We start from the raw sequence: 21,956 nt of genomic DNA, 5'->3' as shown, positions 1-21,956 counted from the left end.
TTTTATTATCATTAGGAGGATATTATGAAACATCAAGATTTGATTAATCAAATGACTTTAGAAGAAAAAGCATCCATGATGAGTGGAGCTAATTTTTGGAATACAACGGCGATTGAAAGGTTAAATATTCCTTCAATTATGTTAACAGATGGACCGCACGGACTTAGAAAACAAGCAGGAAAAGCCGATCATTTAGGCCTACATAAAAGCATACCTGCTACTTGTTTTCCACCAGCAGCAACTTTAGCTAATAGTTGGAATAAACATTTAGTCAATCAAATGGGGCGCTTATTAGGCAAGGAAGCTGCTAGTGAAGAGGTTAGTGTGATCCTTGGCCCTGGTATGAATATTAAACGTAACCCTTTATGTGGGCGTAATTTTGAATATTATTCAGAAGATCCTTATGTAACGGGAATTTTAGCGACAGAAATGGTTAAAGGAATTCAATCTCAAGGTGTTGCTGCTTCACCAAAACATTTTGCAGTGAACAGTCAAGAACATATGCGAATGACGATTGATGAGATAGTAGATGACAGAGCCCTTAGAGAAATTTATTTAAAAGCTTTCGAAATGGTCGTTAAAGAAGCAAAACCTAAAACGATGATGACTTCATATAATAAAGTAAACGGTGAATTTGCCAATGAAAATCAGTATTTAGTCAATGATATTTTATTTGATGAATGGGGTTTTGATGGGGTTGTTGTCACAGATTGGGGGGGGAATAATGACCGGGTTAAAGGTTTGAAAGCCCATAACCAATTAGAGATGCCTTCAACAAATGGTATTACCGATCAAGAGATTATTGATGCGATTATCAAGGGAGAAATTGAAGAAGCAATACTTGATGAGGCATTGGACCAGCTATTAGAATTAATCTTTGAGACAAGTTATGATACTGAAAATTATATCCCTATTGATATAGATGCTCATCATCAAAAAGCGATAGAGTTTGCTGAGCAATCTTTTGTACTTCTGAAAAATGAAGATGACTGTCTACCACTGAATAATACAGAATCAATTGGTGTGATTGGTGACTTTGCTAAAAAACCAAGATACCAAGGTGCGGGAAGTTCACTAATTAACCCAACTAAATTATCAAGTCCATTAGATATTTTGAGCCAGTCGGGATTAAATATTCAGGGATTTGCTAAAGGATTCCATCGTATGGGTAAACATAGCCAGCGTTATCTAGAGCAGGCCGCAACTTTAGCTGAGCAAGTTGATACTGTTTTATTATTTGTTGGATTAGATGAGTCGATTGAAGCAGAAGGAATTGACCGTAAAAATTTAAGTCTACATCAAAATCAACTAGATTTAATCAATGTAGTTACAGCGATGAATAAAAATGTCATTGTCATTTTATCAGGTGGTGGCGTTATTGAGATGCCGTTTATTAATCAAGTCAAAGGTGTGATTCATACTTATTTAGGTGGTCAAGGAATGGCAGAGGCGATTGTTAATACATTAACAGGACAAGCTAACCCAAGTGGTAAATTGACAGAAACATATCCATTTAAATATAGTGATTTACCAACGGCCAAATACTATCCAGGTATGGAGAGAACAGCTGAACATAGAGAATCTATTTTTGTAGGTTATCGTTATTTTGAAACAGTAGATAAACCAGTATTATTCCCGTTTGGTTATGGGTTATCTTATACAACATTTGAATACAGTAATATTGTATTAAAAGATAATAGTATTTTTGTTGATATCACAAATACAGGTCAATACGCTGGCGAAGAAGTGGTTCAACTCTATATTGAAAAAGTAGATCATGTTAATTTTAGAGCTAAAAAAGAATTGAAGAATTTTACTAAAGTTTATGTACCTGTTGGCCAAACTAAAACAGTTCGTTTTGATTTAGTAGATATTGATCTATCATTTTATAGCATTGATGCTAAAAAATGGGAAGTTGAAAAAGGTGAATATCATATTCATATTGGAGCATCATCAAAAGACATTAAAGAAACCATTAGTGTTGATGTTGCTGGAGTAGAATCAAGAGAATATGCTCAATTTGTTTACCCGACTTATTTTTCAGGTGAGGTAAGTCATGTACCTGATGAGGAATTTTACCGACTACTTGGTTTTATCCCGTCAGAAGTTCTATGGAATGAAGCTGATTTATTAGGAATGAACGATACTATCTCCCAAGCTCGTCATAAGCACTGGCTAGGTAAGGGAACGTATGGTGCTGTAGCTTTAGTTCGTGATGGGTTTATGAAAGTAAACAATCCAATTTGGTCAAATAATATGTATTTTATTCTAAATATGCCATTTAGACAAATCGAGAGGTTTACTGGTGGTAAAATCAATGACAAGATGGTAAAAAAATATTTAGAGATTATTAATAAACCAACTAAAAAATAAAGAATCACATGATGAAGAATGTAAGGATTATTTACTACCTTTCCCAGTAGTAAATAAACAAGAAAACTTATCTTTTTCGTCTCTTTATAAGATATGACTATTGTAATAGTTAGCCATATTCTATAAGGGATGCTCTTTTTGATTGATATTATTAAGTTAAGAAGTAATAACTTATAAATAATTTATCCTCGTTTAAATGTATTTTCCCAAAAAATCAAAAGGTATGATGTGTAAAATTTAATTTTTAGATATTCTACTAACTATTATTGCAATATATTAGATAGTGATATTTAGTTGGTATACCTGAGTTCTCAAAATATATTGAAACTCAGGTTGTTTATTTTCTAAGTAGAGAGGGTGACATAGGTTACATGAGTTATAAATAGTCAGTTAAGTCATATCCAGTGATCATAATTAAAATAAAAAGGAGTATCGTGTATGAAAAAAACATATAATATTTTGGGGTTAGTGCTATTATTGTTACTTATTATTGGAACATTTTTTGATTTAGGAATTGCTAAAGTGGTTTTTATTGAAGGAAACGCGTATTCATATGCTTTTGAGCATTTAGCACCGGCAGTTTATGGGACTATTTTAATGATATCTGTGTCCTTAATGTTGTGGACTGTCGATGTTAAGCAGGAAAGTAAGTTGAAACTAATTTGGTTCATTATTCTTTATCTATTATTTACAGCTTTTGGTTTATTAATGTGCTATAGCTACTTAGGTTTATTTGGTGCTATTTATTTTGTAGTAGCAGTGGTTGTTACATTTATTTATGTCAGAAAGATACCAACAGATTCAGTCAGATTATATAGACGTGTGGGGGCGACAATATTACTTACTGCTTTATGCTCGATGATTGTGGTAGAATCTATTAAACCAATTGTCGGACGTGTGAGATTTAGAGCTATGCAAGGAGATTATAATCTGTTTACAAGATGGTATGTTATTAATGGTGATAAATACTTACCTGTTGTGTCTTCTATGGAAGAAATCAAATCATTTCCATCTGGACATTCACAGTGGGCAGGAACAACGCTTACAGTTAGTTTACTAGCAGCAGCTCTACCAAAATGGCGTCATAAAGAAAAAACAGTATTCTTGATTGCATTATTATATGCAGTCATTGTCATGAGTAGTCGTATGTTACAAGGTGCGCATTTTTTATCTGATGTAACTGTCGGGTTTGGATTCTCATTTTTATTTTTTATATTATTCCGTCAATGGCTCTTAAAAAAAGAATCACCAATAGATTAATATTTGAATAGAGAAAAGAAGAGGATGACGGTTTAGTCATCCTCTTTACTGCTATTAGTAAGTATTGTCGTATTAAAGATTATCTAAATAGAAATAGATATCTTTTTTATTTTCTTGAGGCGTTCCTTGATAGACTTTAGTATCTAATCCACCAATATGAAAGCCAGCACTTAGATAAAATAGGCAAGCTCCTAGGTTATTATCTTGAGCTTGAGTGTAGAGACCAATATAACCTTCTTGTCTTGCTATTTCTTGAGCTTTTTCGATTAATAATTGTGCAATTCCAAGACCTCTACATGCCTTAGCTACTTTCAAGTCATAGAGATATAAGTATTTGAAAAAAGCACGCTGCACAATAGCCAGACCGACACATTCATTGTTGATATAAGCACCAATGAAAAAGCTATTTTGACTTAGTTCATCAAAATCATAATTTTTATTTGGAAATGTCATGTCAAAGGTTTCATCAAATAACTCAGTCGTGTAACCTCATTTTTCTCCCATGTAATCAGGAATCATGCGACCAAATGAAGTAAATGGTTCATTTTTAATATTAATATCTGCTTCATTTTTTTTTGGTAATGATTCTAATATCGATGTTCTCAGACATATAACAACCTCCTAAAACTTGTTTTTATTTGGTTGATTATAGCATAAATATGAGTCGTTTTTTTAGATTAGATTTAGTAAACTGTAGCAAAGAATATAGATGAGTGAGGAAAACGCATGAAAAAATTAAGTAAAATCATTGGGAGTATTGTTGCAGTAGTACTGATACTACTCTTAGTATTTGTTTTATTTTTATCTATCAATGAGTACAAACCAAAAGAGGTGGAACAATTAACCCCGATTAGTGGTCATAAAAAGATTAGTCAAGATGATTTGATGTCATTGCTAAGCTTTAATATAGGTTATGCTGGTCTGTCTGATTCTGAAGATTTTTTTATGGACGGTGGTAAAAAAATAGAACCGGCAACAAAGCAATTGGTGGAGGAAAATTTAGAAGGGATTACAGATGTTTTACAAGATAACCCTGCAGATGTTTATCTATTACAAGAAGTTGATCATGATTCTAAGAGATCAAAATATATAAATCAAGAGGATTATCTGACAGAAAAATTGGGTATGGATAGTGTATTTGCTTATAATTTTAATGTTCCTTACGTGCCGTTTCCGTTGCCACCAATTGGGCGAGTTGAAAGTGGTATTATGACGATGACAGACTTTGAAATGACCTCAGCCAGTCGAATTGCTTTACCAAATCCTTTTAAGTGGCCAATTAGTATGGCGAATCTAAAACGAGCATTACTAGAGACAAGGTATGAGGTTGAAGGGACAGATAAGGAATTAGTTATCTATAACTTACATCTTGAAGCATATGACAATGGGGATGGTAAGGTTGAGCAAAGTAAATTACTAAAGAAGTATTTAGAACAAGAGTATAAAAAAGGCAATTATGTGATTGCTGGAGGAGATTTTAACCAAGTATTTGAGGGAAGTCACGTGTTTCCTGACACAAAACAAGAAGGTTGGCACCCTGGGAATCTAGAGAAAACTGATATTCCAGCACATTTTACTTTTGCCTTTGATGATGAGTATCCAACGGTTCGTGTGTTGAATCATGAATATACTGGAGATTATAATACCTCGCAAGTTTATGTGATTGACGGGTTTATTGTATCTGATAATGTCAATGTTAAAGAGGTATCTGTATTAAATCAGAATTTTAGATATTCAGATCATCATCCAGTGAAAATGGAAGTAGAACTTGGAAAATAATAGATCAAAAAGACACGCCTAGTTGTGGAAACGAGGTGTGTCTTATTTTTTATGTATGAATTAGTTGTTTTCATCTAGACTAATATTAGAAAAATCATGATTAATAATCTCTTTTGAAATAAAGGTATCATCTAGATATTCATATGCCATAATAGAGCAATTTTTAATACTACCATGTCGCTTAACAGGGCTGAATTCTTCCCATTCTCTATAAAAGTTAGCAATACTAGCCCCGTGAGATACAATTAAAATGTGTTGTTTATTAGAATGCTTAGCAATATCAGTAACAGCCTGATTAATTCTTTTAGTGAGGTCAGTTTGTGATTCACCACCAAATTGAACAAAGAAGTCGCCATAAGGTAGAGGCGGATTTAAATGCTCGCCTTCTCCCTCATAAGTACCAAAGTTCCATTCTCTTAAATTTTTGTGAGTTTTAAAAGGTAAGTCAGTTATCAGTTGGAGAGTATCAATGGCTCTTTCAGAAGTTGAAACGAAAGCCTCGTCAAGTGGTATATTAGCCTCTTTAAAATAACGACCAGCTATTTTAGCTTCTTCCACTCCTAAATTAGTTAGAGGAGAATCACAAAATCCCTGTATTTTGTGTTGTAAATTAAATAGTGTTTGTCCATGTCTTACTAAATAAATCATTGTCATATAAATAGCCCCCTTTTTCTAATTATAGTTTAACTAATTACAGTCAATAATAGTAGGTAATCAGGTTGCGTCAAGAATTATGTGTAAATGGAAAATCCATTCCATTATTTTAAGTTAAAACATTGATTCTAATGTATCTTGAATTTCCTTAAATCCTTTATGCACTCTATCTAAAAACTTTTGGTTATATTCATTGAACTGAGAAACAAGGAATCTCTCCAGAGATTCTTCATTAGGAAATTGTTCTTTTCTCTTTGTATATTTTTTTAACTGTTTATTGAATCCCTCAATCAAGTTAGTTGAGTAGATAGTTCTTCTGATTGATGGCGGGAAGTTATAGAAAGTTAATATAGCAGGATTCATGAGTAACTTCACAACTCGTGGATACTGCTTTTTCCATTTTTCTGTCATAAAAGTTACTTGTTCAATTGCTTCCTCTTTTGAAAGAGCTTGATAGACAGTTTTAAAATCATCACAGATTTCTTTTCTATCCTTAACGCGAACTTTATGAGCAATATTTCTAGAGACATGAACACAACATTGTTGAAATTGAGCATTTGGATAGACACTATGGATGCTATCGTGAATACTGCTTAAACCATCAGTTACAACTAATAAAACCTCTTCTAAACCACGGTCTTTTAGGTCTTGAAGTATCTCTTTCCAAATGTAGGCAGATTCAGTTGGAGCAATAGTAAATCCTAGAACTTCTTTGGTTCCATCTAACCGGATACCAATTACTATGTAAATAGCTTCTTTTGCTACAGTTTTCCTTTTTACTGGAATATGAGTAGCATCCATAAAAACAACTGAGTATTTAGCCTCTAAAGTTCTTTCTTTAAAAGCTAAAACATCTTCAGATACAATTTTACTTATGTTTGAAATAGTTTGTGGCGTGTAATAATGACCATACATCTTTTCAATTAAATCAGAGATTTCAGACATCGTTATTCCTTTTTGAAATAGCTGAATAATAGTCGTTTCTAAAGAGTCATTGGTTCTTTTATAAGCAGGTAATGTTTGTTGAGAAAACTCACCATTCCTATCTCTAGGGATTACTAAATTTAGTTCTCCATACTCCGTTTGAAATGAACGTGAATAATTCCCATTTCGGGAATTACCTGAATTAAATCCAGATCTATCATATTTTTCATAGTCAAGAAATGCTGTCAGTTCAGCTTTTAATAATGAATTAATAGCTAGCTCTAAATGATGGCGAAACAAATCATCTAAATCACCTTTATTGATTAGTGTTTCCATAATTTCTGTAGTAAAATTATTCATGAGAAAGTCCTCCTCTAAAATTTCTGTGTGGTAACTTTAATTTTACAGAATGGACTTTCTTTTTTTCTATCTATTTTTGTTTAGTTTATTTATGATAGTATAAGAGATGAAGATGATGACAAGTTTACAAGAAAAACAATTAGTAAGTATCTATGATTACACGTCAACTAAGTTAATATCTGATAAAACAGGACATGATATGTCTCATATTAACCGAATCGTTAGGTATGCTAAGGATATTCAGAAAAAAGAAGAGGGTTCTGAATTTACTATTTTATCAGCTGCTATATTGCATGATGTCTTAGATGATAAATTAGTGGATAATCCTGAAGAAGCAGAAAGAGAATTGATTGACTTTTTATATGCTATTAAGGTTTCCAGTATTGATATAACCCATATTTTAGAATGCATATCTAAAATATCTTTCAGTGGGCAGTTAGGTAAATGTGATACTTTAAGTTTAGAAGCGAAGATTGTACAAGATGCAGATAGACTAGATGCCATTGGTGCTATAGGAATTGCTAGAACATTTTATTACGGTGGAGGTGCGGGGCATATTATGTATGATGATGATATCTTGCCAAGAGAGGACATGACTAAAAAGGAGTGTCGAATTAATTAAACGGTTATTAATCATTTTTATGAAAAACTATTCAAGCTAGGTGAGATGATGCAAACTGAGTCAGCTAAAGAATTAGCTGTTGAAAAAACTGATTTTACGAGGAATTTTGTTGAAAAATTTGAAGCGGAGTGGGGATAAAAAAATAAGGCTAGGGTTTGTCAAGTTAAGTGTGTAAATTCCTTAAAAATAAAAATAGAAACTCAATTTGACAATGAGTCGTCCTGTGATAATCTCTAGGAATAAGAGGGTATTTTTAATAAACCTCTTGTCCCGATAAAAAATCGCAGGACGAGAGACTCGTTGTCAAATTTTATATGTCTCACTTATTTTGATTAGTAACGATTATATTTTTCGACACGTTTTGAAAAAGAGTCGTTGACCGTTAATTGGTTAAGCACCATAGCTCAATTATGAACATGCCCACCTTCCCATTTACTTTGAAGTTCTTTCACTCGAAGATATAATAGCTTAAGAAGGGCATTCTCATTAGGGAAAGCTCCTTTTTTAGTTACCTTGCGGAAACTAGAGTGAACACTTTCTACAGCATTTGTCGTGTACATTATTTTTCGAATAGCTGAGCCGTAATCAAATAATTGTTCGACATGGTGGAAATTTCTTTTCCAAACATCAATAGCTCCAGGATAGACTGCCCACTTTGTTTGAAAGGTATCAAAAGCTGTTTGAGCCGCTTTTAAAGAGGAGGCACTGTAAAAAGACTTCATATCCTTACAAACCTCTTTATAACTTTTACTTGGCACATAACGAAGGGCATTTCTAACTAAATGGACCAGACAACGTTGAACGACAACACCTGTGAAAATAGCTTTGGCTCCATTCTCAAGCCCTGATACACCATCCATTGAAATAAACAAAATATCTTCAACGCCACGCTCTTTAATCTCATCAAAAATCTGCATCCATCTATTTTTCGATTCTGTTTGATTTAGCCAAAGACCTAGAATTTCTTTATTTCCTTTTAAATCATAACCAAGAATTGTATACACCGCACATTCTTTCACTTCATGATTTTCTCTTAGAGTGACATACATACAATCGACAAACAAGAAGGCATAGCATTTGGCCAGAGGTCTGATTTGCCATTCCTCAAGTTCTGGTAATATTTGATCTGTGATATCCGATACCATATCATGAGAAATAGTAAAACCATAAATATCTTCAATTGTCGAGGCAATATCTCGTTGACTCATGCCTTTGGCATACATAGAAAGAACTTTTCCTTCAATACTTGAAACGTCTCTGCTTCTTTTAGGAATGATTTCTGGCTCAAAAGAAGCGTCTCTATCTCTAGGAACCTGAATGTCTAATTCACCAAAACTTGTTTTTAATTTTTTATTTCCATATCCATTCCGTCTGTTTTGAGTTTCTTTTTCTTGTCTTGACTGATTCTCATAACCTAAATGATTATCTAATTCTCCACGAAGCATTGCTTCAAACATCGGTCCAAAAATATCTTTTAGGGCTTCTTGCATGTCTTCAACCGATTCTGGTTGATAGGCATCAATAATTGATTGAGCTAACTTCGCTGATTTTTGATCTTTTTTCTTTTTTGTCATGACTTACCACTCCTTTAATCTATTGTAAAAAAAGAAAAACCGCGAAGCAACCCACTACCTAGGATGGTAGGTTACTTACACGGTTTATATTACACTCTCTAAGGCTATGCCAAATTTAGCATAGCCTTGTTTTTATTATTTAAAATCTAACACTTCACTAAGAGTTCCATCTTCCATTTTAAAGACCTTATCACTCCATTTAATCATACGCTGATCATGAGTTACCATAATCGTTGCTTTATTTTTTTCATGGGCTTCTTTAACAAGTAATTTCACCACATTATAAGCATGTTCCGTATCTAAGCTAGCTGTGGGCTCATCTGCTAAGATTAAGCTTGGATTGTTATATAAAGCACGTCCAATAGCAACACGTTGACGTTCTCCTCCTGATAAGTCACTTGGGTAGTTTTTTCTTAGGTGATCAATGTCAAGTGAGTTAAGTAAATCATCTAAACGCGTTGTATCTGTTTTTTCTTTTTTTATTTTTCCAACCAACGTAAATTGATCTTCAATAGTTAGAAACGGGATCAAGTTAGAACTTTGTAAAATAAAACCAATCTCATCGAATCTAAGCTGGGCACGGTTTTTTTCTTTTAGAGAAGTAAACTCTTTATTATTAATCGTCATGCTACCAGAAGTAGGTGTTTGAAGTCCTCCAGCAATAGTTAAAAACGTACTTTTACCAGAACCAGAAGGGCCGATGATACTGACGAATTCTCCTGCATTGACGGTAAAATTTAAATCATGAAGTGCTGTGACTTCGTTATGACCTTTACCGAATTTTTTTGTAATATGTTCCATTGTTAAAATAGGTTTCATTATTTTACCCTCCGATTGCATTTATTGGATCGACTTTGTTTACAGTAATAGTTGAGAATAAACCACCAATGATTGAAACGATTATTAAAATAACACCATAAATTAGCCATTGTTTGATATCAATTGCAAAAGGCATAGCAGCAGGAAAGACAAAGCTTAACCCATAAGTGACAACAGCGGCAAGTACGACACCAAATACACCAACTAAAAATGATTGAGCAATAATTGATTTAGAGATAAACCAAGTGTTAATACCTTGAACTTTCATGACACCAAATATGGCTGTTTTTTGTAGGGTGATGACATACATAAAGATCGCAATAACAGCAGCAGCAATGACAAATAAGAAGTAAATCATGGCGTTTAGCGTTAGACTTTGTTCAGAGTATCCAGGTAAATTTTCAATTAATTCTTGAGTTGATAATCCTACTAAATGGTCACTATCTAGATTTGTAGTACTGTTGGTTAAAATAGCATTGATTGGAAAGTTCTCATTTTGAGCTACCATTTGTTTACCAAATTTAAGTTCAGCTACGACCTTAACAGAACCATACATCACAGGTGTGACAACATATGATGTTTCAGGAAAAATACCTACGACTTTTACTGGTGTCTCTTCACTACCTAATGTAATAGTATCTCCAATGTCATAACCTTTATCAGCTAAGTTTTGTGAAATAACAACTTCATTTTCCTTTTTAAATGGTTCACCGTGAGTCATCTCTGGTAAGAAAAAAGCATCAGTAGTTGTACCAAAAAAGGTGATATTTGTTTTATCACTACTATCTCCAATAGCGCTACTATAAATACCTAATGGTGATTTGTCATTTGAGCTGACAAATTCTAAATCTTCCATACTTAACTGAGAGGCAGCCAGGACTTTATTTGATTCTTCAGATAAAACAATTTCTTTGGCATCCCACTGATCTATCACTTGTCTAAATTCAGTAGATAAACCATTTGCTAGACCTGATAGTAAAAAAACAACTAGACTGATTAAAAACATAATCCCGATAATCAAGGTATAACGTAGCTTTGAATATGTCATTTCTTTTAATGCTAGAAACATGATACAAACCTTCTTTCTGTAATTAGTGACAATTTGTCACTTTTATTTATAAAAAAAACGAGTTACTTAGGGCATTTAATTTAATTCCTAGATGAATTAAATTAATAAAACCATTATCTATGATTTTAGTCCATTTAGCAACCATTTTGTTTTGTAACGATAATCCTTAATTAGCTCCTCTTGATACCAATCGTTTACAATATAATCGGAAATAGAAGTCATCACAAGCTCCATAATAAAATAGAGTAGGCTGACGGCTTCATCAGTATCTTGAATAGCAAACTGATTTTTTTCAAGGAGAGTTATCCATTCTATTAATTCTTTAGATGAGGTAGATAAAGGTCTTCTTTTTATTGTTTGTTGTTCGCCTGAGTGAGTTAAAAGTTTCAGTCCCTTGTAATAGGGATGACTCACATCTAGAGAAGTACACCAAACTAAATATTGTTCAATGCCTAAAAAGAAATTTTCTTGATGCTGTCTAATATGAAATAAAATATCTTGATGAACAACCAGGGCGTGTTTTCTAACGGTATATTCATAAGCATCTTCTAAGTCTTCGAAATATTTATAAAAAGCACCACGAGACATATTCATCTGCTCCACAATTTGTGAGACGCTCACTTGACTAACTGGTTGATTAAAAAAAATATCTAAAAGGATATTGTCTATCCTAGTTAGCTTATCTAAGGGAAGATTTAGGAATGTTTCCTTAGGCATAATACCCCTTCTTTCTAAAAAACTTGTCATTATTCGTCATTATATTAGCATTTTTCTTTAATAATCACAAATTAATCACGTATAATGAATCATGTAAATAAATCATTAACTGAGTTAGAGTATAGACTTAGAATATGAATAAAATATAGAGTTTTTATGAGGGAAAAATAAATTTGGAAAAGGTGTGTATTGATGAAAATGTTTGATGATAAGTCATTTGATGTGTTTAACATTGAAGGATTAGAGGCAAGAATGGTTGGGATTAGAGAGGTGATTCAACCGATTTTTAATGAATTAGACACTTATTTTGTAGACGAGTTGTCTTCTGAAGTCGGGGAAGTCTTACCTATACATATCGCCCAACATAGAAGAAGAACAGCGAATGCTCCTGATTTTACATGGAGTGCCATGGGGGGAGATAAACGTGGCTATAAAAAATACCCACATTTTCAGTTAGGTATCACCCCAGAGTATGCGCTCATGTGGTTATCATTTATTGATAATCCAGAGTTTGAAGTGGATATGGCTGAGTTGATGCTAGAGAACTTAGCATGGTTTACTCAGTTGCCTAGTGAGATGATGATAAATACAGATCACACTAAAAATAATTATCATAGTTTAGAAAAGGAGCAACTGGTTAAAGATTTAACTCGGTTTAAAACGGTGAAAAAAGGAGAATTTCAAATAGGTAGAGTTTTAACTAGGGAAAAATTAGTTAAATTAAGTCAAGATGAAGCTAGAGAATATATGTTAGAAACTTATAAATCTTTAGTCCCGATTTACTTAGCTTGTATGTCTTTAAGACAAGCTAATACAAGTAAATCTTAATGAATAATGAATTTACCTTTAAGACTAAACCTTCATTATAAAGTATGCTATAATGGACGGGATTATACGCTACAGAGGCTAGTTCTTTGTTAATTTAGGAGGAAGAAAAGTGGAGGAGAAGCAAACATTTTATATCACAACCCCCATTTATTACCCAAGTGGAAAATTACATATTGGAAGTTCATATACAACAATTGCTTGTGATGCTATGGCGCGTTACAAACGATTAAAAGGATTTGATGTGTTTTATCTAACAGGTCTTGATGAACATGGGCAAAAAATTGAGCAAAAAGCAGATGAATTAGGTATTGAACCACAACAATATGTGGATGATATGGCGATGGATGTTAAAAAATTATGGAAATTATTAGATATTGATTATACAAAATTCATCCGTACAACAGATGTTGATCATAAACAATCTGTTCAAAAGATATTTAACCAGTTACTTGAGCAAGGTGATATCTATTTAGGTGAGTATGAAGGGTGGTACTCTGTATCAGATGAGGAGTATTTCACAGAAAATCAATTAGCAGAAGTCTTCCGTAATGAAGATGGAAAAGTAATTGGTGGGCGTGCACCAAGTGGACATGAAGTAGAGCTTGTTAAAGAACAAAGCTACTTCTTTAAAATGAGTAAATATGCTGATCGTTTAGTGAAGTACTATGAAGATCATCCGACATTTATTGAACCTGTTTCAAGAAAAAATGAAATGCTGAACAATTTTATTAAACCAGGCCTAGAAGACTTAGCGGTTAGCCGTACGTCGTTTACTTGGGGAGTTCCTGTTGAAACTGATCCAAAACATGTGGTTTACGTGTGGATTGATGCATTATCAAACTACATCACAGCTCTAGGTTATGGAACTGATGACGATGGCAATTTTGAAAAATATTGGCCAGCAGATGTACATATGGTGGGTAAAGAGATCATACGTTTCCATACGATTTACTGGCCAATTATGTTGATGGCACTAGACTTACCCCTGCCAAAACAAATTTTTGCTCATGGTTGGTTAGTGATGCAAGATGGTAAGATGTCTAAATCAAAAGGTAATGTGGTTTATCCAGAGATGTTAGTTCGTCGTTACGGATTAGATGCTCTACGCTATTACTTAATGCGCGCTATACCATTTGGTTCAGATGGTGTGTTTACACCTGAGGATTTTGTGTCCCGTGTTAACTATGATCTAGCTAATGATTTAGGTAACTTACTAAATCGTACGATTGCTATGGTAAATAAATACTGCGGCGGTCAAGTTCCAAAATATGCGTCACAAGTCACAGCTTTTGATAGTGAGTTATCAACAACCGCAGCAGATATCATCGGTAAATATAATAAAGCGATGGAAAAGATGGAATTTAATATAGCTTTAAGTGAAATCTGGAGACTTATCTCAAGAGCGAATAAGTATATTGATGAAACTGAGCCTTGGGTATTAGCAAAAGATGATGAACGTAAAAAAGAGTTAGATAGTGTGATGGTTCACTTATCTGAAAGTTTACGAATTGTTGCGATTTTACTACAACCAATCATGACTCAAACACCAAAAGAAATTTTCCGTCAATTAGGCCTAGATGAAAACTCTGCTTCTATGGAAGATATCCGTTTTGGCGATTTCCCGGAAAATACAACAGTGACTAGTAAAGGGACACCAATCTTCCCTAGATTAGATGTAGAAGAAGAAGTTGCTTATATTAAAGAACAAATGGCTCAAAGTATGACATCATCTACAAATTCAGAAGAAGAGTGGGTACCTGAAGAGGTAGAACTTATATCTGCTAAAGAAAAGGCTGTTAAATTTGATACGTTTGAAGAAGTGGAGCTTAAAGCTGCAGAAGTACTTGATTGCCGTAAGGTTGAAGGAGCAGATAAGTTACTCCAATTTAGGTTAGATGCAGGAGATAAGGGTGACCGCCAAATTTTATCAGGTATTGCTGAATATTACAGTGATCCAATGGAACTTGTTGGTAAAAAAGTAGTCATCGTAGCTAATCTAAAACCAAGAAAAATTCGTGGTCATATTAGTCAAGGTATGATTTTGTCAGCTGAAAATGCAGACGGAACACTCCATGTCGTTGAGGTGCCTAAAGTAGTAGAAAATGGTGCTTTAATTGGCTAGTTTATAATGAAGTAAAACATGATAAAAAATAAAAGAGGCTGACTTTTTTGGTCAGCTTTTTTTCTATCCCAATAGATAGAAAGGACGAGATAAATGATTTTTGATACACACACACATCTTAATGCTGAACAATTTAATGATGACATCCCAGAAGTTATTGAAACAGCTAAACGTCTTGGTGTAAATGAGATGGCAGTCGTTGGTTTTGATACGCCAACTATTTATAAATCACTGAGCCTAAGTCAAGAGTACGATTTTATTTATAGTATTATTGGCTGGCATCCAACTGAGGCTGGTAGTTACAATAAGGAAATTGAGACCAGATTACAAGAACAATTAACCCGTGACAAAATCGTTGCTTTAGGTGAGACTGGATTAGATTATTACTGGATGAAAGATGATAAATCTACTCAAGAAAAAATATTTAGACGCCAAATAGCGATTGCTCGTGAGATGAATTTACCAATTAGTATTCATACAAGAGATGCGATGGAAGATACGTATAAGATATTAAAATCTGAAAATATCTCTGATATTGGTGGGATTATGCATAGTTTTAGTGGCGATGGTGAATGGGCAAAACGCTTTTTAGATTTAGGTATGCACATTTCATTCAGTGGAGTGGTGACGTTTAAAAAAGCCTTAGAAGTTCAAGAAGCAGCTAGCATTGTACCTCTTGATAAGATGCTAGTAGAAACAGATGCGCCTTATCTTGCGCCAGTACCTTATCGTGGTAAGCGTAATGAGCCTGGCTATACGCACTATGTAGTCGATAAAATTTCTGACATCAGACAACTACCTTATCAAGGGGTAGCAAGACAGACAACTGAAAATGCACATCAATTATTTAGGATTGAAACTAATGAATAAATTGGATATTAAAGAAATTATTGTGGTTGAAGGACGAGATGATACAAAGCGTATTCAGCAGTACGTGAATGCTGATACAATTGAGACAAACGGCTCAGCGATTGATAAAACAATTATTGAAAACATTAAACATGCACAAGAGGTTCGCGGAGTGATAGTTTTTACTGATCCAGATTTTCCTGGTGAAAAAATTAGAAAACAAATTATGATGGCCATACCTGATGCTAAACATGCTTTTATCTCAAGAAAAAATGGTGAATCTAGGAAGAAGAGAAGTAGTTTAGGTGTGGAGCATGCTAGTAGGGAGGTTATTATTGAAGCCTTACAATCAGTAGCAACTCCGCAAAGCAATTCTTTTGAGTCATCTATTACGACAGAAGATCTTATTAATTTTGGCTTAATTGCAGGTAGTGGGTCAAGACGGCGACGTGAGGAATTAGGAGATAGACTCCGTATTGGCTATACTAATGGTAAACAACTAAAAAAACGCTTGAGTATGTTTCAAATTAGCACAGAAAAATTTCTAAAAACAATGCAAGATATTATAGAGGAGGAGAAAGTATGACAGACTATAAAGATATAGCAACGCCAAATAGAACTAGAGAAATATTGAAAAAACACGGTTTTTCATTTAAAAAAAGTCTGGGACAAAACTTCTTAACAAATCCAGGGATTTTAGGTGAGATTGCTGAAACTGCAGAATTAACTAAAGATGATAATGTAATTGAAATAGGACCAGGGATTGGAGCCTTAACAGAACACTTAGCAAGAGATGCTGGTAAAGTGTTGGCTTTTGAAATTGATCAGCGTTTAATCCCTGTGTTAGAGGATACACTTAGTCCTTATGAAAACGTGACGGTTATAAATGAAGATATTTTAGAGGCTGATATCGTTAGTGAGTCTGAAAAAGTATTTGGTGAGGCCAAAGACATTAAGGTTGTAGCTAATTTACCATACTACATCACCACACCAATCATGATACATTTACTAATGTCACCACTTGATATTAAGACGATGGTTGTGATGATGCAAAAAGAAGTAGCAGATAGAATGAGTGCTAAGCCCTCAACAAAAGCTTACGGATCACTATCCATTGCCGTTCAGTACTATATGGAAGCAAGTCTAGCTTTTATTGTACCAAGAACAGCTTTTGTCCCACAACCCAATGTAGATTCTGCTATTATTAAACTAGAAAAACGTGATACACCTTTAGTTGATGTGATTGATGAGGAATTCTTTTTTGATTTGACACGTAGCGCTTTCCAGCAACGCCGTAAAACATTGTGGAACAATTTATTAAATCGCTTTGGTAAAAGTGATGAAGTAAAAGAGTGGTTAGAAGTATCTCTACAAGAGGCTAATATTGATCCAAAACGTCGGGGTGAATCTCTAAGTATCGAAGAGTTTGGTGCTTTAGCTAATGCTTTAATTAAAAATAAATAGGTATGCTTGATTATAAGACATATGATGGAGAAAAATAATGAGAAGAAGTTCTGCACAACCCATGGTTTATGCATCATTTTTAATTGCATTAGGGATTTTAATTCCTATCATGATGCCAGTTAGAATTGTTATTGGTCCAGCTTCTTACACTTTAGGTAGTCATATTCCAGTGATGTTAGCTATGTTTATCTCACCTAAAGTTGCTGTGATGGTCGCATTAGGGACAGCTTTTGGATTTTTTTTGACTGCTCCTTTTATTATTGTGATGAGAGCTTTTACCCATGTTGTTTTTGCTTATTTTGGAGCTCTTTATTTGGAAATGAGTCCCCAAAGTATTCAATCAAATAAAAGAATATGGGTATTTAATGTTGTGTTAGGGGTTTTACATGCAGCTTGTGAAGTTTTAGTTGTGACAATTTTTTTCATGATGGATAATTCAGGAGAGGCTGTATACACACCAGCCTTTTTTCAGACGGTGATTGTCTTAGTTGGATTTGGTGGCTTTATTCATAGTTTAATTGATTTTTCTTTATCTTTAATTATTGCTAGAAAAATAGGGAATAGATTTAAGTTCCCAACATTTTTAGAAGCTACTAAATAAAATATATAAAAGCCCTGTTAATTTCCTAAGCGGAAGAAATTAACAGGGCTTTTTAACTTCACTAATAAAAGTGAAAATAGGGAATGATTTTAGCGAATCACTTGTTCTGTTTCTGTATCAAAGAAGTGACTCTTATTTAAATTGAAGGCAAGTTCAATGACTTCACCAGGTGAGTAAGCTGATCTAGCATCTACTTTGGAGATGAATTCAGTGTCGCCTGTTCTAGTATAAAGCATTGTTTCAGCACCTAATAATTCAGATACCACAACTTCAGAGCTGACAACACTGTGAGGTGCCGCTTCTTTAGCAATTGGTTCTGTATGAATGTCTTCTGGACGAATACCAAAGATTAGTGGTTTACCGACATAACCTTTTTCACGTAAGACTTTAAATTTACCTTCAGGAATTTGTATGCGTAGTTCAGTGCCATCACTAATATACCCATTTTCATCTAATGTGACATTAAATAAATTCATAGCAGGTGATCCGATAAAACCAGCTACAAAGACATTGTCTGGTGTGTCATAAACTTCTTTAGGAGTTCCAATTTGCTGAATGAAACCATCTTTCATAATGACAATTCTATCAGCCATAGTCATGGCTTCTGTTTGGTCATGGGTTACATAGATAGTTGTTGTTTCTAAACGACGGTGTAATTTAGCGATTTCAGCACGCATTGCTACACGAAGTTTTGCATCTAAGTTTGATAAAGGCTCATCCATTAAGAAGACTTTAGCATCACGAACAATAGCACGACCTAGGGCCACACGCTGACGTTGTCCTCCAGATAGGGCAGCAGGTTTACGTAGTAAGTAATCAGTTAAACCTAAAATCTCACCAGCATTTTCTACACGTCGTCTAATTTCTTCTTTGTCATATTTACGAAGTTTTAGACCAAAAGCCATATTATCGTAAACTGTCATATGAGGATATAAAGCATAGTTCTGGAATACCATAGCGATATCACGGTCTTTTGGTGCAACATCATTAACAAGACGATCCCCAATCCATAATTCACCTTCTGAAATATCTTCAAGACCTGCGATCATACGTAGTGTTGTTGATTTACCACAACCAGATGGTCCAACGAATACGATGAATTCACGATCTTCTACATTTAAGTTAAAGTCTGTAACCGAATAATTTGGGTTACCTTCGTATTTTTTATAAATATGTTTTAAGGCTATTTCTACCATTATATAGTACCTTCTTTCGCTTGATTGAATACATAAAGTATAACCAACATGTAATGCGCTTACAATGTGAAAGGTGACTATTTATTTTCGTCATAGTGACAAAAGAGTCTGTGAACTTGTTTTTTTTATCAATATATGTTATAGTCAATATTGAAAAAATAAACAGAGTAGGACATATAGCGTTAAGTGTTACTAAGATGGGATGTTGCTTAGTAAACGAAAGATACATTTTTTGTATTTGCGATTATATGACCGCATTCGCTGCATACGTGTAGCAGCTCTAAAGGAGATGCTAGAATGGAAAAGAATAGATTTACCGCAAAATCGGTTGCTTTAATGGGGGTATTAATGGGGTTACAAATTATTTTGACTAGATTTGTCTCCATACAATTACCTACTGTTCGAATTGGTTTTGCTTTTATTGCTGTTGTACTTATGGCTATGATGTTTTCACCGGTTATTGCTGGTGTTGCTAATGCCTTAGCAGATTTTATTGGGATTACTTTATTTCCAGTATCTGCTGGATTTTTCCCAGGATTTAGTGTGTCTGCTTTTTTAACAGCCTTTTTATACGGTGTTTTTTACTATAAAAAGGAAATAACCTTAACAAGGATTATCATTGTCAACTGTATAGTGACGATTTTTGTTAATTTAGGTTTAAACACATTTTGGTTGTACTTAATGTATGGTCCAGGGATTGTTGCCAGTATTCCAAGTAGAATAGTAAGTTCACTCATATTACTTGTAGTTCATATTATTGGTACGTATTGGATTGTCAATGTCAATGTTATTAAACAACAATTATTGCGTTTTAATTCTTAAAAAGACATTTTATAAGGGGCCTTGATAGACAAGGTCTCTTTTTTTTGATATAAAACAAGTAATCAAATTATTTAAAAAAGGAGCCGTCACATGTCTAAATATAAGTACGTTATTTTTGATATTGATAATACCTTACTAGATTTTAGTAAGTCAGAATATAAAGCACTACAAAAAGTATTTGCTAAACAGGGTGTGGTTTTTAATGAGGAGACCTTTGAGCAGTATAAGAAAATCAACGGAGAGTTGTGGCATCAACTTGAAGAAGGGAAAATTAGTAAGGAGTATTTATTAGAGCAACGTTTTTACCGTTTCTTTTTAGAACATCATATAGTCGTTAATGGAGCCAAGGTTGACCAAGATTTTCGCCACTATTTAGAAGAAAATAATGATTTAATGGATGGAGCCATTGAATTATTGGAAGATATCAAAGGAAAAGGGTATACTGTATTTGCAGGGACAAATGGTATAGGTAGTACACAAAGAATTCGTTTGAAAAATGCACAAATGGATCATTTTTTTGACGAGTTATTTATATCTGAAGAAGTTGGGTTTGAAAAACCAGATGTTAGATTTTTTGATTATATTTTTAATCAGGAAAGAATTACTGATAAATCAACAGTTATTATGATAGGGGATAGTTTGACATCTGATATTGAAGGAGCAAGACGAGTAGGGATAGATTCTATTTGGATTGAAGATGGTAAAGAACTACCAGAAGATTTCGCATCAAAAAAAGTTCGTTTTTTGAATGAAATATCCCAAATAATATGATAAAGATGAAAGTGTTATGGCCTTTATGTTACAATTAGGTTAGAAAGCTATGAAAAATTGTATGTGAAAAGAGGTGAGAACGTGCGTCAATTATTTATATTAAGGAAAGAATTTACTACAGAACATAACATACCTGTTACAAATCGAAAAGGTGACATCCAGTATACTATTAAACGTATAGGAGAGGGTGAAAAAGAGTCTTATACTATTTTAGACTATTTGAATAATGAAGTCTTACATGTTAACAGTGAGTTTCAAGATGGTCAAATAAAAGTAGGTGTGTGGACTGAAGAGAAATGTTTGTTTACAGTTAAACAAACTCATAACTCTTTGGATGAAGCTTATCAGATTATGGACTCTATGCTAGATATCTATGGTGATTGGCGTACACTAGATTTTGACATAAATTCTGGGTATAGGAAAGTAGCAAAAGTTAGAAACAGATGGATTTCATTTGGTGATGCCTTAGAATTAACAGTCTTTGAAAAGTCTAGTGAAGTAATCTCTTTAGGAATTTTAGTTGCTTTAGAATCCATTTGCCAGAAAGATTACATGTCATCTAGATAGTTGAAACATGCCCATATATATTGTCATAAAACAAATTAGACACTACTAAAGCAGTTTTTCTACTGCTTTAGTAGTGTTTTTTTATTATTTAATATATTCAGTAATAGCATCAATGACGTCATCTTCATTCGTTACGATAATACCATTTAGTTTAATTAAGCCAACTGTATATAAGTTAACATATGGAAACTGAGATTCTGCTACTTCAGACAAAGCTTTTAACTTTGATTTATTTGTTGCTCCATCTTGTCTACTATCTGTAAATAACCCAACAATTGGAATACCAGCTTGATAAGCGACACCAATTTCTGAGGCAACCCCGACATCAATGGTTGCTCCGTCTAATATTGCAATCATGAGATGACTTTGTAACAAAGCATTTGTATCAAATGTTGCAATCATTTTTGAGTCTGCAAAGCTGTGTTTATCATTGATAACTAATTGTTCCTGTGGTAGGTATACGTTAATTTCAGGGTATGATTCTCTTATTTTTTCAACAAAAAGTTCATTATAAGTTCGCTCCATATTTGAGAATAAAGGGCTTGCAAAGTAGATTGTTTTTGACATTAAATCTCTCCTAACTGT

General features: G+C 33.7%; 21 protein-coding genes, 1 pseudogene and 1 riboswitch. Of the genes and pseudogenes, 13 read left to right on the top strand and 9 right to left on the bottom strand.

The genetic code is table 11. The annotated features are described in order from the left end of the window. Positions 1–24: 24 nt before the first annotated feature. Together VSF34_RS09175 and VSF34_RS09170 are read left to right on the top strand one after the other, a co-directional pair. Entirely contained in the window at positions 25–2,373 is a 2,349-nt protein-coding gene (locus tag VSF34_RS09175; protein WP_326717003.1) for a glycoside hydrolase family 3 C-terminal domain-containing protein, read from the top strand. A gap of 438 nt (positions 2,374–2,811) precedes the next feature. Beyond that, positions 2,812–3,633 carry a phosphatase PAP2 family protein gene (locus VSF34_RS09170; RefSeq protein ID WP_326717002.1) on the top strand — a complete coding sequence of 274 codons (822 nt, stop codon included), beginning with the start codon at positions 2,812–2,814 and terminating at the stop codon, positions 3,631–3,633. A 72-nt stretch (positions 3,634–3,705) separates the two neighbouring features. On the opposite strand, the gene VSF34_RS09165 is transcribed toward VSF34_RS09170, so the two are convergent. Further along, positions 3,706–4,086, bottom strand: a complete 381-nt coding sequence (locus tag VSF34_RS09165) for a GNAT family N-acetyltransferase (protein WP_326717001.1) — start codon at positions 4,084–4,086, stop codon at positions 3,706–3,708. A 273-nt stretch (positions 4,087–4,359) separates the two neighbouring features. Between VSF34_RS09165 and VSF34_RS09160 the strand changes: the two genes are divergently transcribed. After that, entirely contained in the window at positions 4,360–5,412 is a 1,053-nt protein-coding gene (locus tag VSF34_RS09160; protein ID WP_326717000.1) for an endonuclease/exonuclease/phosphatase family protein, read from the top strand. A gap of 60 nt (positions 5,413–5,472) precedes the next feature. On the opposite strand, the gene VSF34_RS09155 is transcribed toward VSF34_RS09160, so the two are convergent. Together VSF34_RS09155 and VSF34_RS09150 are read right to left on the bottom strand one after the other, a co-directional pair. Further along, a complete protein-coding gene (locus VSF34_RS09155; RefSeq protein ID WP_326716999.1) occupies positions 5,473–6,066 on the bottom strand; it encodes a histidine phosphatase family protein in 594 nt (197 codons plus the stop codon). A gap of 114 nt (positions 6,067–6,180) precedes the next feature. Next, the gene (locus tag VSF34_RS09150) at positions 6,181–7,350 is read right to left on the bottom strand and encodes an IS256 family transposase (RefSeq protein ID WP_326716998.1); all 1,170 of its coding nucleotides are present in this window, start codon (positions 7,348–7,350) and stop codon (positions 6,181–6,183) included. Between the two features lie 115 nt (positions 7,351–7,465). On the opposite strand from VSF34_RS09150, the gene VSF34_RS09145 reads away from it, so the two are divergent. Then, positions 7,466–7,972 (top strand): HD domain-containing protein, encoded by a 507-nt coding sequence (locus tag VSF34_RS09145; protein ID WP_326716997.1) that lies wholly within the window; start codon positions 7,466–7,468, stop codon positions 7,970–7,972. Between the two features lie 332 nt (positions 7,973–8,304). Here VSF34_RS09145 and VSF34_RS09140 read toward each other — a convergent pair. The 4 genes and pseudogenes from VSF34_RS09140 to VSF34_RS09125 all read right to left on the bottom strand — a co-directional run bounded on the left by VSF34_RS09140 (position 8,305) and on the right by VSF34_RS09125 (position 12,181). Then, positions 8,305–9,546 (bottom strand): annotated as a pseudogene (locus VSF34_RS09140) (IS256 family transposase). Positions 9,547–9,681: 135 nt separating this feature from the next. Next, positions 9,682–10,365 carry an ABC transporter ATP-binding protein gene (locus VSF34_RS09135; RefSeq protein ID WP_326716996.1) on the bottom strand — a complete coding sequence of 228 codons (684 nt, stop codon included), beginning with the start codon at positions 10,363–10,365 and terminating at the stop codon, positions 9,682–9,684. A gap of 4 nt (positions 10,366–10,369) precedes the next feature. Continuing rightward, complete coding sequence (locus tag VSF34_RS09130) at positions 10,370–11,434, bottom strand: ABC transporter permease (protein ID WP_326716995.1); 1,065 nt, start codon at positions 11,432–11,434, stop codon at positions 10,370–10,372. Between the two features lie 117 nt (positions 11,435–11,551). Continuing rightward, entirely contained in the window at positions 11,552–12,181 is a 630-nt protein-coding gene (locus VSF34_RS09125; protein ID WP_326716994.1) for a TetR/AcrR family transcriptional regulator, read from the bottom strand. A 162-nt stretch (positions 12,182–12,343) separates the two neighbouring features. On the opposite strand from VSF34_RS09125, the gene VSF34_RS09120 reads away from it, so the two are divergent. From VSF34_RS09120 to VSF34_RS09095, 6 genes are all read left to right on the top strand, one after another. Continuing rightward, positions 12,344–12,979 (top strand): DUF1054 family protein, encoded by a 636-nt coding sequence (locus VSF34_RS09120; RefSeq protein WP_326716993.1) that lies wholly within the window; start codon positions 12,344–12,346, stop codon positions 12,977–12,979. Between the two features lie 109 nt (positions 12,980–13,088). Further along, positions 13,089–15,101: a methionine--tRNA ligase gene (gene metG / locus VSF34_RS09115; protein WP_326716992.1), complete on the top strand. Its 2,013-nt coding sequence runs from the start codon at positions 13,089–13,091 to the stop codon at positions 15,099–15,101. Positions 15,102–15,194: 93 nt separating this feature from the next. Next, on the top strand, positions 15,195–15,971 hold the full coding sequence (locus tag VSF34_RS09110) for a TatD family hydrolase (RefSeq protein WP_326716991.1): 777 nt from the start codon (positions 15,195–15,197) through the stop codon (positions 15,969–15,971). After that, positions 15,964–16,536: a ribonuclease M5 gene (gene rnmV, locus VSF34_RS09105; RefSeq protein WP_326716990.1), complete on the top strand. Its 573-nt coding sequence runs from the start codon at positions 15,964–15,966 to the stop codon at positions 16,534–16,536. Before VSF34_RS09110 ends, rnmV begins: the two co-directional genes overlap by 8 nt. Beyond that, positions 16,533–17,414, top strand: coding sequence for a 16S rRNA (adenine(1518)-N(6)/adenine(1519)-N(6))-dimethyltransferase RsmA (gene rsmA / locus VSF34_RS09100; protein ID WP_326716989.1), 882 nt, complete (start codon positions 16,533–16,535; stop codon positions 17,412–17,414). The genes rnmV and rsmA overlap by 4 nt, the downstream gene beginning before the upstream one ends. A 37-nt stretch (positions 17,415–17,451) precedes the next feature. Further along, positions 17,452–18,015 (top strand): hypothetical protein, encoded by a 564-nt coding sequence (locus tag VSF34_RS09095; RefSeq protein ID WP_326716988.1) that lies wholly within the window; start codon positions 17,452–17,454, stop codon positions 18,013–18,015. A gap of 89 nt (positions 18,016–18,104) precedes the next feature. On the opposite strand, the gene VSF34_RS09090 is transcribed toward VSF34_RS09095, so the two are convergent. After that, a complete protein-coding gene (locus tag VSF34_RS09090; RefSeq protein WP_326716987.1) occupies positions 18,105–19,211 on the bottom strand; it encodes an ABC transporter ATP-binding protein in 1,107 nt (368 codons plus the stop codon). Between the two features lie 161 nt (positions 19,212–19,372). Next, a riboswitch (THF riboswitch) is annotated at positions 19,373–19,477 on the top strand. A 31-nt stretch (positions 19,478–19,508) separates the two neighbouring features. Between VSF34_RS09090 and VSF34_RS09085 the strand changes: the two genes are divergently transcribed. The 3 genes from VSF34_RS09085 to VSF34_RS09075 all read left to right on the top strand — a co-directional run bounded on the left by VSF34_RS09085 (position 19,509) and on the right by VSF34_RS09075 (position 21,371). Continuing rightward, positions 19,509–20,033, top strand: a complete 525-nt coding sequence (locus VSF34_RS09085; RefSeq protein WP_326716986.1) for a folate family ECF transporter S component — start codon at positions 19,509–19,511, stop codon at positions 20,031–20,033. Positions 20,034–20,123: 90 nt separating this feature from the next. Beyond that, on the top strand, positions 20,124–20,804 hold the full coding sequence (locus tag VSF34_RS09080) for a YjjG family noncanonical pyrimidine nucleotidase (RefSeq protein ID WP_326716985.1): 681 nt from the start codon (positions 20,124–20,126) through the stop codon (positions 20,802–20,804). A gap of 81 nt (positions 20,805–20,885) precedes the next feature. Beyond that, positions 20,886–21,371 (top strand): LURP-one-related family protein, encoded by a 486-nt coding sequence (locus VSF34_RS09075; protein WP_326716984.1) that lies wholly within the window; start codon positions 20,886–20,888, stop codon positions 21,369–21,371. An 84-nt stretch (positions 21,372–21,455) separates the two neighbouring features. Here the strand turns inward: VSF34_RS09075 and VSF34_RS09070 are convergent, their stop codons facing one another. Next, complete coding sequence (locus VSF34_RS09070; RefSeq protein WP_326716983.1) at positions 21,456–21,938, bottom strand: nucleoside 2-deoxyribosyltransferase; 483 nt, start codon at positions 21,936–21,938, stop codon at positions 21,456–21,458. Positions 21,939–21,956: the final 18 nt, after the last annotated feature.

The organism is Vagococcus jeotgali (assembly GCF_035918315.1).
GTDB lineage: Bacteria > Bacillota > Bacilli > Lactobacillales > Vagococcaceae > Vagococcus > Vagococcus jeotgali.
Note: the sequence above shows the minus strand (reverse complement) of the source record. Positions and strands in the feature narration are given on the sequence as shown.

Bases quoted from the DNA above. Each gene is read 5' to 3' on its own strand.
- rnmV (WP_326716990.1), top strand. From the start codon at position 15,964: ATGAATAAATTGGATATTAAAGAAATTATTGTGGTTGAAGGACGAGAT.
- VSF34_RS09085 (WP_326716986.1), top strand. From the start codon at position 19,509: ATGGAAAAGAATAGATTTACCGCAAAATCGGTTGCTTTAATGGGGGTA.
- VSF34_RS09090 (WP_326716987.1), bottom strand. From the start codon at position 19,211: ATGGTAGAAATAGCCTTAAAACATATTTATAAAAAATACGAAGGTAAC.
- VSF34_RS09160 (WP_326717000.1), top strand. From the start codon at position 4,360: ATGAAAAAATTAAGTAAAATCATTGGGAGTATTGTTGCAGTAGTACTG.
- VSF34_RS09150 (WP_326716998.1), bottom strand. From the start codon at position 7,350: ATGAATAATTTTACTACAGAAATTATGGAAACACTAATCAATAAAGGT.
- rsmA (WP_326716989.1), top strand. From the start codon at position 16,533: ATGACAGACTATAAAGATATAGCAACGCCAAATAGAACTAGAGAAATA.
- VSF34_RS09145 (WP_326716997.1), top strand. From the start codon at position 7,466: ATGACAAGTTTACAAGAAAAACAATTAGTAAGTATCTATGATTACACG.
- VSF34_RS09170 (WP_326717002.1), top strand. From the start codon at position 2,812: ATGAAAAAAACATATAATATTTTGGGGTTAGTGCTATTATTGTTACTT.
- VSF34_RS09110 (WP_326716991.1), top strand. From the start codon at position 15,195: ATGATTTTTGATACACACACACATCTTAATGCTGAACAATTTAATGAT.
- VSF34_RS09125 (WP_326716994.1), bottom strand. From the start codon at position 12,181: ATGACAAGTTTTTTAGAAAGAAGGGGTATTATGCCTAAGGAAACATTC.
- VSF34_RS09135 (WP_326716996.1), bottom strand. From the start codon at position 10,365: ATGAAACCTATTTTAACAATGGAACATATTACAAAAAAATTCGGTAAA.
- VSF34_RS09095 (WP_326716988.1), top strand. From the start codon at position 17,452: ATGAGAAGAAGTTCTGCACAACCCATGGTTTATGCATCATTTTTAATT.
- VSF34_RS09165 (WP_326717001.1), bottom strand. From the start codon at position 4,086: ATGACATTTCCAAATAAAAATTATGATTTTGATGAACTAAGTCAAAAT.
- VSF34_RS09120 (WP_326716993.1), top strand. From the start codon at position 12,344: ATGAAAATGTTTGATGATAAGTCATTTGATGTGTTTAACATTGAAGGA.
- VSF34_RS09155 (WP_326716999.1), bottom strand. From the start codon at position 6,066: ATGACAATGATTTATTTAGTAAGACATGGACAAACACTATTTAATTTA.
- VSF34_RS09130 (WP_326716995.1), bottom strand. From the start codon at position 11,434: ATGTTTCTAGCATTAAAAGAAATGACATATTCAAAGCTACGTTATACC.
- VSF34_RS09070 (WP_326716983.1), bottom strand. From the start codon at position 21,938: ATGTCAAAAACAATCTACTTTGCAAGCCCTTTATTCTCAAATATGGAG.
- VSF34_RS09080 (WP_326716985.1), top strand. From the start codon at position 20,124: ATGTCTAAATATAAGTACGTTATTTTTGATATTGATAATACCTTACTA.
- VSF34_RS09175 (WP_326717003.1), top strand. From the start codon at position 25: ATGAAACATCAAGATTTGATTAATCAAATGACTTTAGAAGAAAAAGCA.